General features: G+C 38.1%; 7 protein-coding genes. All 7 read left to right on the forward strand.

Features of this window, described 5'->3' with window-relative positions:
* The first annotated feature begins 5 nt into the window (after positions 1-5).
* The 7 genes from ACZ47B_RS07960 to ACZ47B_RS07990 all read left to right on the forward strand — a co-directional run bounded on the left by ACZ47B_RS07960 (position 6) and on the right by ACZ47B_RS07990 (position 16,232).
* Positions 6-1,859, forward strand: a complete 1,854-nt coding sequence (locus ACZ47B_RS07960) for a 7TM diverse intracellular signaling domain-containing protein (protein WP_464894014.1) — start codon at positions 6-8, stop codon at positions 1,857-1,859.
* Positions 1,831-2,502 carry a response regulator gene (locus tag ACZ47B_RS07965; RefSeq protein ID WP_464894015.1) on the forward strand — a complete coding sequence of 224 codons (672 nt, stop codon included), beginning with the start codon at positions 1,831-1,833 and terminating at the stop codon, positions 2,500-2,502. The genes ACZ47B_RS07960 and ACZ47B_RS07965 overlap by 29 nt, the downstream gene beginning before the upstream one ends.
* A gap of 73 nt (positions 2,503-2,575) precedes the next feature.
* The gene (locus ACZ47B_RS07970) at positions 2,576-3,067 is read left to right on the forward strand and encodes a hypothetical protein (protein WP_464894016.1); all 492 of its coding nucleotides are present in this window, start codon (positions 2,576-2,578) and stop codon (positions 3,065-3,067) included.
* Positions 3,068-3,498: 431 nt separating this feature from the next.
* Positions 3,499-4,380, forward strand: coding sequence for a hypothetical protein (locus ACZ47B_RS07975; RefSeq protein ID WP_464894017.1), 882 nt, complete (start codon positions 3,499-3,501; stop codon positions 4,378-4,380).
* A gap of 147 nt (positions 4,381-4,527) precedes the next feature.
* Positions 4,528-5,406 carry a hypothetical protein gene (locus ACZ47B_RS07980; protein ID WP_464894018.1) on the forward strand — a complete coding sequence of 293 codons (879 nt, stop codon included), beginning with the start codon at positions 4,528-4,530 and terminating at the stop codon, positions 5,404-5,406.
* Entirely contained in the window at positions 5,403-6,983 is a 1,581-nt protein-coding gene (locus ACZ47B_RS07985) for a hypothetical protein (protein ID WP_464894019.1), read from the forward strand. Before ACZ47B_RS07980 ends, ACZ47B_RS07985 begins: the two co-directional genes overlap by 4 nt.
* 54 nt (positions 6,984-7,037) lie before the next feature.
* Positions 7,038-16,232 carry a FecR domain-containing protein gene (locus tag ACZ47B_RS07990; protein WP_464894020.1) on the forward strand — a complete coding sequence of 3,065 codons (9,195 nt, stop codon included), beginning with the start codon at positions 7,038-7,040 and terminating at the stop codon, positions 16,230-16,232.
* The last annotated feature ends 85 nt before the right edge of the window (positions 16,233-16,317 follow it).

The following is a 16,317-nucleotide window of genomic DNA, read 5'->3' on the forward strand; positions in this document are numbered from 1 at the left end:
TTTTTATGTTGAGATACATCGTTTTGTTTTTTTTGCTTGCCATTGAACTGTTTTCATTTGACATAACACCCAAAACCACCGATGTTGCTCTTTTGCCTCATGCGAAGATCCATATCACAAAAAAAGATATATCATATGATTCTGCAAAAAACAAAAGTTTTAAACAAATCGAAAAACATCATATCAATTTTGGATTTAGTCCTGATAAGTATATCTGGTTAAAGATAACTTTAAACAACAAAACAAATAAAACCATTTCAAAAGTTCTACTACTTGACAATCCTTTGCTGGAAAAAGTCATATTTTACAGCGATAAAAAAGGATATATAGCAACCAAAGGGCTACTTGGAACACATAGTGCGCAAGTTATAATGCCTTCTGTAACAATAACCCTAAAATCACATGAAAAATCAACTTTTTACATAAACATCATAAACAAAACGACCACCTTGGAGTTTGGCCTGTATATGAAGTCAAAAAGACTTTTTTTTAAGCAGGACAAATTCGAACAAAGCTTTATACTTTTTTTCTTAGGTCTTTTGTGTGCTTTTATCATTTATTCACTTTTTTTGTTCATATATACAAAAAACAGAAGTTATGCACTATACTCATTTTATCTCTTCACTCTCATATTTCAGCAAATGACTTACATAGGGTTTTTACCCATATATGCTCCTGCATGGTTTACGCGCCTTGATGATCTTATAGTGGTTCCTAAGATCGCTCTTATGATCATAGCTGCGGCTCTTTTTGCAAAAAGCTTTTTAAAAACCCATATGTTCAAAACCATCGATACCGTATACAATATTTTCATATATATACTTATCTTTTTGACACCCATAGTTGGTGCACCCTACTTTTACAAACCTGTACCTGTTATCATCATAGGATTTTTGTTTGTCATATTCAATACATTTAGCGGTATATACATATATCAACATGGGAATAAACAGGCAAGATTTTTTATAGTCGGCTGGATTTTTTTGATCATTGGATATATACTCATGATATTTGACTCTTTGGGTCTTTTTTCCGTTATGTATAAATTCCCTGAACTTATAATGGCTTTAACGTTTTTGGAAGCTTTGTTTTTGCTTTTGGCTTTTGTTGATGAGATCAATATACTTACAAATCAAAAAAATATACTAACAAGAAAACTAATTGATGAGATGCTAAAACGACATGACCTGGTGGAAAAAGAGGTAAAAACAAAAACAAAAGAGTTGAAAAGTGCCTTTGAGGACAAAGTTATACTCTTAAGGGAAGTAAACCATCGAGTCAAAAACAATCTACAAATGATACTGTCGATCCTTAGACTCCAAAAGAATGACATCGATGACAAAAACAGCCTGATGCAGTTGACAAAACTGGAAAACAGGATAAACGCTATCTCAAAAACACATCAGATACTCTGTCAAAACAGTGAATTCAGTAGTATAGATATGCAAGATTATATCTCCAATCTCGCTCAGGATATCAAAAAAAGCTACGGCATGGAAAATGTGGATATAGATATATCGGCAAATGTCTCTATGTCGTTAAAAAAAGCCGTTTATGTAGGACTGGTCATAAATGAACTTGTATCCAACTCATTGAAACATGCTTTTAAACAAAAAAATGGCAAAATTATGTTAGAATTAAGTGAAAAAGATAATTCTTTTTTCTTAGAAATTCATGATAACGGAACAAAAGAAGAGAGTGATACATCAAAAGATTCTTTGGGTTTGAGTCTCGTTCAGGCTTTAGTCGAAAAACAACTTGAAGGTAAAATAGAACTTAAAACAGATGATACATTTTGGTATATCATAAACTTTCCAAAGGAGAGAAAAAGTGAAAAAGATCCTTATAGTCGAGGATGAAAGTCTTGTCGTTATGGATCTTACTTCAAGCCTTGTCAGGCTTGGCTATGAAGTTGTAGGGTCTGCTTCAAATCATGAGGATGCCATCTCTCTTACAAAAGAGAAAAAACCCGATCTCATCCTTATGGATATATGCTTAGATGGTGAAAAAGACGGTATCTTGACAGCAAAAGAGATAAGCATATACTATGATATCCCTATCATTTATCTAACTGCGCTTGATGATACTGAAGTGCTCGAAAGAGCTTTGAAGACAAATCCGTGTGCATATCTGGCAAAACCTTTTAGCACGCAGTCTTTAAAGGCTTCCATAGAGATATCGTTAAGAAAAAAAGAAAGCAAAAAAGATACCGGGGATATCATTTTCGATGAAGAATTCAGCTACAATTCAAACACCAAAGAGTTGGTATGCAATGATAAAAACATTTCTCTTACAAAGAGAGAAAGGGAGCTTTTAGCACTACTTGTTGCAAACAAAGACCAAGTCGTAACTTTTAATGAAATGGAAAGTGTGATTTGGCCGGACAAACTGCCAAATGACAATACAAGAAGAGCACTTGTCAGTAGACTTAGAGCAAAACTGAAGTACAAATTCATAAAAACCATCCCTTCACTTGGCTACAAAATCGTCATTTCGCGCTGAAAACTATCTTGTGCAACGCTTTTGCAATATAATTATGTTATAATAATTTGCAACCCGCCAAAAAGGATATATCATGATTAAAAATATACTTCTTACCATACTTTTACTTTTTAGCTCAACTTCATATGCCATGAGCAGCAAAAAGAACAATATCTCTCAAAACGCCAATCAAAAGATAGAAATGACTTTCAAAAAACTTATGAAATACTATCAGGAAGAAAATGAAGAGGGTTTTTTCTCTTTGGTAGGTAAAGATAATTTTTTAGAAGATTATATGCTTTTTAGACAGGCGATCGAAAAAGACTTCAGGACTTATGATATTCTTGATTTTGACTACTGGATAGATAAGATAACAAGTGACGGCAACAAAAGATATCTCTATGTCAAATGGAAAAAACTCATCCAAAACAGCACAAACCCAAATGCTTTTACCCAAAAAGGATACTCAAGACTGCTTTTTGACAAAGTAGACGGCAAGTACAAGCTTTTGGAATTGGGTGGGGATGCCATCTGGGGAGAAAGTCTAAGAGAGTGGACGACAAGACTTCCCAAAATCTCCGAATAAGTCCAATATCATCCCTTATAGCTTCATATCTTAACGGATAACATTACCATAATTAACTACAAATATTTATCATAACATATTAATCTTTTTTCTTAATTTTGCAACGCTTTTGCAATATAATTGTGTTATAATTATTTTAGGGCATCTCTAAAAACCCTATACGGTCATAGCATTAAGAGGTGGGTTATAGACAAGGCAAATGTTTGCAGGACTAGCCATAGCTAATTCAAGAACATTTAACGCAGTATATAATCCACCTCTTAATGCCCGAAGGGAAGCTTAATTTGGGGCGATCTTCAAATAATAAAATTTTCGAATTAGCTACGGCTAGTACTTCAAATTTTATTATTCAAATCTCACCCCAAATTAAGCTTCTATGATCCGTATAGGGTTTTTAGAGATGCCCTTTAGTTGACAAAAAAGGAGTCCGGATGCTTAAAAATATACTTTTAGTTTTTATACTAATCTTTGCAACATTCTCTTATGCGGCAAACGAGTTTGATAAAAATATCATCATTCACAACCAAACAAGGGATGACAAAGTAAAGTCTGTTTTCAAAGAATTGATGCAAAACTATGAAGAAGAGAACGAAGAAGGCTTTTTTTCACTTGTCAGCGAAGATAGGTTCTTACAGGACTTTATGCTCTTTGAACAAGCCATAGAAAAAGATTTCAGGACTTATGAAATACTTGATTTTGACTATTGGATAGATAAGATAACAAGTGACGGTGTAAAAAGATATCTATATGTAAAATGGGAAAAAAGATATGAACTCATAAACGGTTCGGACGAACTAACCCAGCGAGGATACTCAAGGTTCTTGTTCGATGAGATAAACGGTAAATACAAACTCATCGAATTGGCCGGTAACAATCTATGGGGGAATTCTCTTGCGGAATGGAAAAAGGAAGTACCGCATATAGCTGGGGAAGAGAAAGAAAAAACCGGATTGCCGGATTTGACTGTAGAAGAACATTGTAGTGACAATCCCAATCATCCATACTTTATAATCAAAAATATAGGCTCAACCGGAACAAGTAGAGGAGAGATAGAGTATTCACTTATGGCTATCGATTCTCACGGAGTAGGAACTCCCATAGGCACAAACCCACATGTGTACTCTTCAGATATAGAGGCAGGAGACAGCAGCGACCCTATACCATGCATCAGTGGTATTTCTCCTATAGGGGGTGATGAAATGATATATGGAGGTTCTCCTTCAGATATATTGATCACAGTCGATCCAAACAACTTAATAGATGAATCAAGTGAACAAAATAATGCAGTTATCGCTCATAGCTCACCTCAGTGATTAGAGATTGCGACCTGTTAAGTTTATTGTATTTATAATTAACTATTTATAATTATTTTTATATTTTAGTTCTTTTTCTTAATTTTGCAACGCTTTTGCAATATAATTGTGTTATAATTATTTAAAGTTGACAAAAAAGGAGTCCGGATGCTTAAAAATATACTTTTAGTTTTTATACTAATCTTTGCAACATTCTCTTATGCGGCAAACGAGTTTGATAAAAATATCATCATTCACAACCAAACAAGGGATGACAAAGTAAAGTCTGTTTTCAAAGAATTGATGCAAAACTATGAAGAAGAGAACGAAGAAGGCTTTTTTTCACTTGTCAGCGAAGATAGGTTCTTACAGGACTTTATGCTCTTTGAACAAGCCATAGAAAAAGATTTCAGGACTTATGAAATACTTGATTTTGACTATTGGATAGATAAGATAACAAGTGACGGTGTAAAAAGATATCTATATGTAAAATGGGAAAAAAGATATGAACTCATAAACGGTTCGGACGAACTAACCCAGCGAGGATACTCAAGGTTCTTGTTCGATGAGATAAACGGTAAATACAAACTCATCGAATTGGCCGGTAACAATCTATGGGGGAATTCTCTTGCGGAATGGAAAAAGGAAGTACCTCATATTGCGGGGGAGGAAACGCCTCAAACCGGTGGAGAATCCAGCGCAAAGCCTGACTTGATTATAGAAGAGCAGTGTATAAACAGTGGCGTTTTTTCTATAAAAAATATAGGAAATGCACCTACAACCAACGGTGCAATTCAATATAAGCTTACATCTGGTGGCAATGGGGCAGCCGGTCCTACAGAGAACGAATACTCAGGAGATTTGGCTCCGGGAGAATCAACAGGAGAAATCAGCTGTGGAAGTGTAGGCATATATGGCGGAACGATTGAAGTTGATCCAAACAACTTAATAGACGAATCAAATGAAGACAACAACAAAGCTACAGTAAACGTAAATAGCAGACTTTTAGCAATGCTCATCAATTACAAACAAGGATATACAAAATGAAAAAGATATTGCTTTTTGTACTTATTCTTTCGACTTTACTTTCAGCTCAGGATAAGAAAAAGGAAAGCTGGACATATAGTGGTCGGTTAAACGGATACTTCCAAGCCGTTGATGTTGACGGCCCAAATGGACAAGGAGCCGACAAAGAGGGGTATACTCACAACCAGGATTTGAGCTTGAGATTTTTAGGACCGGTTAAAAACGGTAGTGCCGGTATCGAGATACGAGGTAGACTTACCAATGATAACGCTATAGAAAAAGACGGTGCTACTCTTTTGTATTTTCACTCTTTTTTCAAAAATAAAAAATGGTATCTTGAAGCTGGTGATGTTTCAGCTTCTTTAAATCCTTATGTATTTGGCGGAAGTGTGAAAGGTTTTAAAGCCACTTACAAATCGCCAAAGAAGGATAAAGCCTGGGATTATATGTTTATAGCCGGTCTTAAAAAAGCGACATGGAAAGAGACCGTGGAAAATGTCGACAATGAACAACCTGATGCCTACAGCGGAGCTTTTGAAGCAAAGTATAGATACAAAAGAGCTCAGGAGATATCTTTCAGTGTTGCGGGATACAAAGATGACCTATCCACAGGCGATACCAACAGTACCGTTTTAGGAAAAAAAGGTGTAAGTTTTGGAGTTGACGGCAAATGGAGATTTAACAGATATGTTACTTTAAAAGGCAGGTTTGGCTTAACCAATGGAACCGATGACTTAAAAAATGACAAACCCACTTCATCACATACCGCACTCCAGCTAAAACTGATGACCAGACCTTCTCTTAGAAAATTAAGGAGCAACTTTACCTACACAAGAATTTCACCAAAATACGTATCACTTGCAGGAAGTGCCAACAAAGACTTGGAGCAGTTTGAAAACTCAAACACTTGGAAGATAAGTCACAGACTGACCTCCAGGTTTGGAGTCAGATTTAAAAGAGACAATTTAGATAACGATTTAAACGGAACTCAAAGAACTTCATATGAGCATATATCTTTCAACTACAGACCAAAATCGATCAAAAGATCGGATGTGAATGTACGGTTTTCAAATATGGACATAAAAGGAAGAGGAACGGACTCCAACACCAAAACCGCAGGTCTGACTTTTAACCTAAGACAAAAAAGCGGCTGGAGATATGCCTTGGGTCTTGACTACAGCGATGCCAATGACAACAATACAAGCTCAAATATATCCAAATCGGCAAGATTTACTATAGGATACAAAAAAAGACTCTCCAAAACGAGAAGATACCGTGTAAACGTCACCGTTAACCAACAAAGAGTTTCAACCGCCGGCAATACTGATACGAACTACGGTTTAAAACTTGATCTTGGATACACTCACAATTCAAGACTATCTTTTGATTTAAATTACCTCTCAAGATACGCTTTCAAAGAAGCGAGTGAAGATAGCAAATACTCATCCTATCAAGCGAGAGCCAACTATAAACTTGACAGCAAAGGAAAAAAATCCATCAGATTTTTAATCGAAAAGAAACATAATGATATAGAAAATACTCCAAATAGTAGTTACAACGAATATAAAGCGAAGGTGTCCTATGTGATAAATTTTTAACCCTTTTTAGAGGGCTTCTTTAACAAGCAGTTGTTTTAGCCAAAGGAGCAAGTTATGAGAATTTTATGGCTAGTTCTGTTCTATGCAGTATATATGTATGCTTCAGTCGGTACGGTAGTTGACGTTGTCGGCAATGCTACACTTACAAGAGCGAACAAACATATCAAGATAACCAAAAAACTTTCCATCGATGAGCATGATGTCATAAAGACTTCCACAAACGCGAAAGTAAAGATTTTCTTCAAAGATGCTACAGCGGTCTCGCTCGGACAAAATACGACTTTTAGTGTCGATACCTATGTTTTTACAGGGAAAAAAGATTCGAAGATAAAATTTAAGATACTAAAAGGTTTCTTTAAAACAGTAACCGGAAAGATAGGCAAAATCGCTCCAAAGAGATTTAAACTTCAAACCAAAAATGCCACTATCGGTATAAGAGGGACGGTATTTGCCGGGGAAGTTACAGATAACAGCGAAGTAGTCATCTGTACCGACGGGAAAATCATCCTCTTCACTCCGGGTGGCGACGTGGTAGTCAACGCCGGAAGCAAAAGCTATCTAAGAGGCAGTAAAATTTCAGTCAAAAAATACAGCCAAAGTGAAAAAGCTCTTCTTATAAGAAAATCCGGATGGCACGGCAGTATGAGTACGGCTGAACTTATAGAGTATATAAAAACACACTTTAAAGAGCCTCTTAGAAGCCAACTTCTCTCAACTATCTACAATATTCTTCACAAAGACAGCGATGAAAAAAGAGATTTTGGCAAGAAAACGGTAAATGCGGATGATATAGGCTTTATAGATGATATAACCATAAACGGAAGAGAGTTCGATACTCTTGATAACCGCGATATAGAATTTTACAGAGATGACCTTGAAAATGGCAAAGTCGTCGTACAGGGACTTTTGGAAAGTGACGATAAAAACACTCCTGTGAATAAACTCTTTGTAGAGATTTCAACCGACGGAGGAGATACCTGGAGTAAAGCCGAGGGTCATAGCGAATGGGAATGGAGTTTTGCGCCCGAACTTGGAAGAAGTTATCATTTTAACATAAGAGTGGTCAAAGAAGTTCCCGCAACCGGTGAATCGGTTTACTTTGCCGGTAACGAAGAAGGAAGCGGAACTCAAGAGGGAAATCAATCAGAAAGCAATACCACCCAAAGCACTCCTAACGGTTTACCTCACACTTTAACCATAGCAGGCTTTACCCTTACTCTTGGAAACAATGTAACCTTAAGTGGTGGCAAACTCTCCGGTCTTGGAACGATTACTATACCTTACATAGGTCAAATCTCATCTCTTTCTACAAACGATATACCTGTATCCTTTTCAAACTTGAGCTATGCAAACGGCGAAGTTACAGTAGGAGAGATAACTTATAACCAACCTTTTACCATATCTTCACCTCTGCTTGATCTTCATATAAACAGTATAACATTTTCACCCATACCGGCGAACAACAAACTAAACGGTACCATTTCTTTTAACTCTTCGATATTTCAAACACTAAACGATGAAAATATACCTTTAAACAGCAGACTGTTCCCCGATCATTTCTCACTTGATATACCTTTTAACGGAAGAAGTATAAATATATGGGAAGAAAAAAGCGTTTCTCTTGATATAACTAACGGCAATATCAACCTCTCTTACACTATAGGAGACACTCTTCCTAAAGTCTCTTTCAACTTACCAAATGCCAAGCTTGATTTTGGGGAATTGCTAAAAGATGTAAACGGTGTATCTTTTAAAACAGCTATAAATGATCTTAAAAATATAAACATAACCTTGCCTCAGGATCTAAACCTATTTGATACGGGATTGAAACTGCCTTCAGGCTTTCATATAGGAGGTGATTTTTCCGACATATCAAATCCTGTATTGAATCTATCGGGCAATGTTGACCTCTCAGGTTACGCAAATGACATACTAAACGGTATAAACAGCGCGACATTGAGTGCAACTGTACAAAAAACCGGTTTTGACGGCTCTATTACATTAAACGGCGCATTAAACCCCATAACCATCATAGACAGAGGAACTCCTCAAAAAAGCGTAAGGCTTGTATTTGAAGGAACCAATCCAAATATCACGGTAAGTTATCACAACGGTGATATGCACCCAAATATTTCATACACCAGTATCACTCCAAAGATATATTTTGGGGATTTGCTAAAAGATGCAAATACGCAGGCTTCAAATCTTTTTGCAACTATAGGGGACTTGAAGCATCCTTCCATAAATATTTCAAACGCTTTATCGCTTCTTGGAAGCAAGATAAAGTTACCAAGCGGACTTAGTGCCTCAGTCGATCTTAGCGATATGCACTCCCCTGTCATAACATTTGATGTAGGAGTTGATTTTTCACAGTATGATAACATCATAGCCAAAAAACTAAACAATGCCCACATATCAGGAACCATATCTAAAAACGGACTGATAGCCGATATCACGGCAGACAAACCTTCGCCTATAGATATATATCCCGAAAAAAATGTAAAAATTGTCTTTGACGGAACAAGCGGTCCTACACTTCATGTAGAAGTAAAGGCTGCCGCTACCTTGCCAAAACTTCAGATATCCAATATCAATGCCAAGCTCGATTTTGGCGATTTGTTAAAAGATGTAAACAATGCATCAAATGTCATGGCAGACATTGCAGCTTTGGCAAATGAGTCAGGCTCACTACAGGTCAATCTTCCCGCAACCGTGAGGCTTTTAAATTCAAAAGTAAAACTTTCAAGCTCCATAGTCACTTTAAATTTACAAGACAAATCCATCTCCCTTGGAAGTTCACTTGATCTAAGCGAATACAGTGGCAACCCTGTCATATCAGCCATAAACGGTGCAACTATAAACGCTACTATCAACTCAAGCGGATTTGAAGGCAGCGTCAGTGCGGTTGGAGGGATCTCTCCTATAGATATATGGGCTGAACATCAGGTAAAACTTACCGTAAACGGCAATCCTTCCATCACTCTAAGAGTGGGAAGCGGAGGAGTTGACTTTGACTTTGGGGCACTTAATGCATCCATTGATTTTGGGGATTTGTTAAAAACCGCTCAAAATGCCGGACACTATATAGCTTCACTCCAAAATGCGGTTAACAATTCCGGCACTTACACTGTCAATTTTAGCAACAAACTCTATCTGCTCGATAGCAAATTTGCCATACAAAACGGATCCATATCTATAAACCCGGCTAAAAAATCAGTCTCTTTGAATGCAACCGCAAAACTTGATGAGTATGACAATCCTGTTATAAAAGCATTTGACAATGCAACATTCGGAGCATCATTTTCAAATGAAGGCTTCGAAGGAAACATAACGAAAAACGGAGGATTTTCTCCTATAGTTCTACTTGACAGAGGAGGCAGCGGCAAAGATATATCCTTGCAATTCACCTCATCACCAACCATATCTTTTTCTATACTAAGTAGCGGTATTCACTTCAATATAGACGGCGGCGGAGCAAATATCAACTTCGGAGAATTTCTTGGAGGCGCAACCGCTTCACTTGCAAGCATACAAAAAGGTATATACTCATGGGGGATCTCCGGCAAAAACAAACTTTTCGCTTCGGCAAAAGCATATGTTGAAAATATCACGAACGCAAAACTCGATATCAGTGATATAAAAGATCCAAAGATAAGTTTCAGCGGTAAAGTGGATCTAAGTCAGTACGGAGGATTTTTCTCGACGATGACGGCTGTTTCGCTTGAGGATGTCCAAATCTCCAAATCAGGCTTTCAAGCCACTATAACACCTGAGCTTAGCGATCTTGATATTTGGAAAGAAAAACATGTCACTTTGCACTTCACCCAAAATCCAAGCATTTCTTTGAAACTGCAAGGAAGTGACTTCAAGATGGGATTTAAATCCGCCAAAGCCGACTTACACTTTGGAGATCTTTTGAACAATGCCGTAGCAAACATAGACAACCTTGTTCAACAAGGCGGTCAAGCCGTAGAAGATACCTACTCATGGAGTATAAGCCAGGCAGATATCCCTCTTATGAACAGCGGTATCAACTTAAATGCATTAAGTGGCACATTAAATCTTCAGGATTTGACAGATCCGATTATAACTTTAAATGCAACTGCGGATCTTTCGCACTATAGTGATGTTTTCAAGTTTGTAAACAGTGCGACTTTGGAAGATGTGACCATATCCAGGCATGAATTTAGCGGTAGTTTGAACCTGACCATGCAGGATATCGATATATGGAAAGATAAAAATGTAAAACTTCACTTTACCCAAAACCCGTCATTTTATCTAAGGATCAATTCAAGCGGCTTGAAAGTGGGAGCAAGCAGTGTTCAGGCAAATGTAAACTTTGGTGATCTTTTGAATAATTCGGTAGCTGATATACACTCTTTGGGTAATGACACATACTCTTTTTCAGTATCGGGCGAAAATACACTTGCCGGCTCACCTGTCAATATATCCAATCTAAACGGGCAGGTTGACTTGAGTGATTTGAAAGATCCTGTTATCACTCTTAATGCAACTGCGAGCATACCATCGATGGGATCAAAATTTCAAGGTCTTGCACTTCATAATGCGAGGATTTCAAAAGAGGGGTTTGACGGGGATATAAATGTACTTTTAAACAATATCAACCTATACACCCAAGACAACAAAAAAGTCGATCTCGAGTTTGACAACAATTCACCGGCGACTTTGCATCTAACTCTAACAAGAGAAAAATTCGACATAGGAGTAAGTGACTTAAATGCCACTCTTGCTTTTACAAACCTTCTAAACAACCAAAGAATCCCTTTGGTTCCACTTTTGAAAAACGGAGTCAGGGTTCCAAGGACATTTTCATGGGATATAGCGGGTCCTATAAATTTTGTAAATGACTCCAAGGGTGTTATCCCGGTTACCAACTTAAAAGGAAGTTTGGATCTTTCAAGCTGGAGCGATCCGGCTGTTAGTTTCGCTACGACTGCGGACTTTACCAACTACAACTTTAGCAGCTCTGTCAATCTCGGAATTGTAGAAGTAACGAACGCAACCATTACAAAACACAAGATAAACTGGAATGTGCAAGTTACGAATGCTTCAGCCAACTTTACCATCTTAGATCTTGGACCAAATGACAGTGATGATGTAAGAGTGGAACTTAAAAATATCAGCGGCAACATGGGAACAGGAGGCAACTCTTTGAATTCGGCTGATGGTACTTTATTTTTTGGAAAACTCTTCGATGGAAATAAACAAGCTTCGCTATCTTATCAAACCGGAGAAAATGGTCTTAAAACATATACATTCTCTCTCGATGATGAATTGATATATAGAAAAGATGACAATAACTTCATAAGATTCAACGGCATAAGCGGTCAACTCATAGAAACCAGCAAAGACCACTACAAAGTCAAATTCAGCTCACAAGCCATCGTCAAATCCTCAATCTTGCAAGCTATAAATATAAATCAGATAAGTGCCGAAAATCTTGACATATCAAGCAGTGGCTTCAAAGGTGACATAACAGCATCCTGGACAAACAATACCATTTCAGTACTGCAGGACAAAGTAGCCCTTGAGATAAGTGATCTTGGTGTGCATATAGACTCCTCAAAAAGTATGCCTATCTCTTTAAATAATTTTGGCGGCAAACTCAATATCAAACACTTGTTCGACCAATCAAATGCAAAAGCTACGATATCTTTTGTGCAGTCAACCAAGCAAATAAACTGGGGATTCCCTCAAAATGAAACCCTAACCATAAATAACAAGTTTCAATTCAAGGGTTTAAGCGGAAGTTTGAATGTCGATTCTATTCATAATTTGGCTGTAAGTTTTTCAGGAAGTTTCGGATACAGTGGAATAAATGGAGAGATAAACCTTCAGGATTTCTCCATAAATTCAACAGGTATCCATGGAACTGCAAGCTTGACATCGCCTATAACCATCTATAACAAACTAAAACTTACAAAATTCTCGGTAGCTTTTGCAGGAAGTGATACTTCGGGAACTGCGGAAGTATCTTATGCGGATTCGTCATTTTTAGGCAGTGGCAAACCGATGAATGTAACACTTGGAGCGACGGTTGACAGGACAGGTATAAAAGACTTTAGCATAAAAGGAAACATACAAGCTATCAATATACCTCAGTTTGCAAGCATCAATTTCACAAGTCTTTCAACTTCACCGTCATTTAGCAACTTCTGGGTGAAAATGAGCGGAAATATAAAACCTCAAAATCCGATGTTCAGTGCCGCTTCATCTCTTGAATTTCAAAATCTAAAAATTTCCCATAGCGGTATCAGCGTAGATAGCGCCGGGGTGATGTTCGATACTTCTGGCTCGAGCGCCAGTCTTGGAGGCTTGACTCTAAGCATTGATAAACTCGGCATTGGTTTTGAAAACAATCTTTTCTATCTAAAAGCCCAGGGCGGAATCTCTTTGGAAGTTGTAAGCGCAAAAGGCGGTGTAGCGCTCTACAGTGACAAACATATACATGTCGACAATATAAGCGTAGATATACAACAAAGTGGGATTATAGCCAAAGGAAGCCTTATATGGTACGATCACGACGCTACATACGGCAACGGTTTTGGAGCCTCTTTAAATATGAACATAGCCCAGCTTATAACCGCTCAGGGCAAATTCAAAATAGGTCATAAAGATAGTATCTTTTACTGGATGGCAAGCCTAAGCGGAGGTATATCCGGCGGCATACCTCTTAGCCCCATACCTCTTAGCATTTATGAAGTGGGTGGTGGTGTAGCATACCATATGATATACAATGAAAGCAAAAAAGACTTTGTTCCTAACGGCTCCGGTTTTGCCTTGATGTTAAGTACATATATGGGTACAAGCAGTGACAATGGATATATGTGGAACGGTCAGATAAGCATAACGGCAAGTTTCACGGGTCATAACTTGAACAATCTTGTCTTACAGGGTGATAGTTGGATCATGGCAAATCTCCACAGTGCACCGGCTGATAGAAAGATCTCAGCTATGATGGTTTTTTCAACCAGTCCAAAATCCTTCCATGTAACGGCTACGGCAAATGTCAAATATCATGGAGTTACTGTCAAAGGAAGCCTCGATGCTATGCTTTCAAGTAGTGACAAGCACATCTTCATAGGAACGGATGAAGACTACGCTTTTGCATTTCACATAGATAAACAACTTGGATATGTAAGTGTGGGAATACTCGGATATGAAGGGGTTGGATTTTTCATGGCGGATACTCACGCTTTGGCCGTAGGAGACGGTATCAAGTTTGAAAAAACATGGAAGAAAGATTGGTGGGGTCCTGATCCAAAACTTGAGATCAAGTTCAATGCCATGATAAAAGCACTCGTTATCTACAGACCGATGTTTCAACTATACGCAGATGCTTATGCCGGGTTAGATCTTAAAGCCTGTTATGGATACTGCCTAAGTGTGGGAGCGGATGTACAGGCAAAACTTGCTACTCCAAATCCAAACTATCTTTGGGCTAAAGCGACATTTCACGCATTTAGCAAAAGTTTTTCATTTAGCGGGTATATTTATGGCTCGGGTGATCTTCATGAAGCTGAAGCTTATACACCAAAGATACTTGATAGAATCGAGCCTACTAATACAACCATAGGCATACTTCCGGTTTTTAAAGTCTATACTACATTTTCAAAAGAGCAACCCGTTACCATAGCATTTTCAAACATACATTTAAGAAAATACACAGGTACTTCATACATAAATGTAGCCTTCACAACAAAAGACCTTGAAGGTGATATCGTAGGAAAAGCCATCATACCGACAGGTGTTCTTGCAAAAAATACAAATTACGCCATACTTGGAACTATGACACTAAGCTATACCGACCCTTCAAGTGGCAAGACTGAAACAAAGTCAGAAGACTTCAATATGGCTTACAGGACCAGAAATAGCAATAAGATAGACTTCGATACGATGGTAAGTTATGTCAAACCTTCAAACCACCAGGAAAATGTCAGCGAAGATACTCAGGTTGAGATAAAATATGATAAAGATGTCATTACGAGACTAGGAGGTTTCAACAACCAATTCCTTGACAAATACCGAGTTGTCCTTTTTGACTCCGATGACAATTTGATACTTGGTCACTTTACGACACCAAGCCAATCAACCTACAAAGCCGTCTTTGTGCCGTCAAAAGAACTAAGGGTTTACAGGTACTGCGTCAACCAGGAAGGCGAGATAAGAGAAACTTTCATGATAGACAACCAATTTGCAAATCCATTCAACAATTACAAAGTAGATAACGGGGTTGACAATATACCTGATAATTTGCAGAAAAACAGTGCACAGGCTCCTTCAAATGCCGCAGCGGGCAATATAGGAGTAGTACCTCCTATCAACCAAACACAGCAAAACGGAGGATCAAACACAGGAAGTCAAGGTGTAGCTGCCATACAAGCCGCAGCTGCCTCATCTCCAACCGTATCACCTGTTTCTATCCAAGTTCCAACATACATAAGAAAAGGACCTATCACTTTAAAAACTCCCGAAGCTCTTGGTGATTTTGTATTGACCGGCTATAATGACGGCAAAAGGTACAAGTATTACAGGGCAAATCAGTACAAGATAGTCGTTAGATACTATCCGGGAGGCAATCAGCCCTATCAGGATGTAAAAACCTCTACTTTTAAAGTAAGATTCAACAATGCCATAAAAGAGGCTAAAAGAAAAATGGATAAAGCAAAACAAAACCTTCATCCAAAATTGACTACCATGCTTGATATAAGAAGGACGGGCAATCCAAATCCTCCTCCTATAGCACCTCCGGGATGTCATACGGTGTTTGGAACTTTAGTAAGCGTAAAAATCGATGATGACTTGTTAAGTATAGGTATCACAACCGGCATCAAAACGAAGGTGATGACACACTGGACATATGTAGACCAACTCCACCATGTACGGCATATGAATAAAGTAGTAGAATCCTGGGATAGATTTGCAATACCGGGTGAAATCATCAACTATAGTGCCGATATAACGTACTATGGGGAAGATAATCCGAACCTATCTCTTTATCACACTGATATGGAACTCGTATCGGGAGATACCTTTGACAGTTGTCAAGGTACTATGAGTGCACACGAACAAGAATTCAATCAAGATATGGCACACTCACAAATGGCACCGGGTAGTGGCATGGGCCCAGGAGGCGGATTTGGTCCTGGGGGTATACCAGGAGGCGGAGTCTTTGACGGAAACGGAGCCTTTAACGGAGGCGCTATGAACTTTGGAGCGGGGATATAACTATGAAATGCCTATATAAGGATTTCATTCTTGTCCAAATGGGCAAAGCTTTAATGAGAGGAAATTTCATCGAAGCTCGCTTTAA

The organism is Thiofractor thiocamini (assembly GCF_055384375.1).

What these genes read in the sequence shown, in the direction of transcription:
- ACZ47B_RS07960 (WP_464894014.1), top strand. Translation starts at nt 6, where the DNA reads ATGTTGAGATACATCGTTTTGTTTTTTTTGCTTGCCATTGAACTGTTT.
- ACZ47B_RS07970 (WP_464894016.1), top strand. Translation starts at nt 2,576, where the DNA reads ATGATTAAAAATATACTTCTTACCATACTTTTACTTTTTAGCTCAACT.
- ACZ47B_RS07975 (WP_464894017.1), top strand. Translation starts at nt 3,499, where the DNA reads ATGCTTAAAAATATACTTTTAGTTTTTATACTAATCTTTGCAACATTC.
- ACZ47B_RS07980 (WP_464894018.1), top strand. Translation starts at nt 4,528, where the DNA reads ATGCTTAAAAATATACTTTTAGTTTTTATACTAATCTTTGCAACATTC.
- ACZ47B_RS07985 (WP_464894019.1), top strand. Translation starts at nt 5,403, where the DNA reads ATGAAAAAGATATTGCTTTTTGTACTTATTCTTTCGACTTTACTTTCA.
- ACZ47B_RS07990 (WP_464894020.1), top strand. Translation starts at nt 7,038, where the DNA reads ATGAGAATTTTATGGCTAGTTCTGTTCTATGCAGTATATATGTATGCT.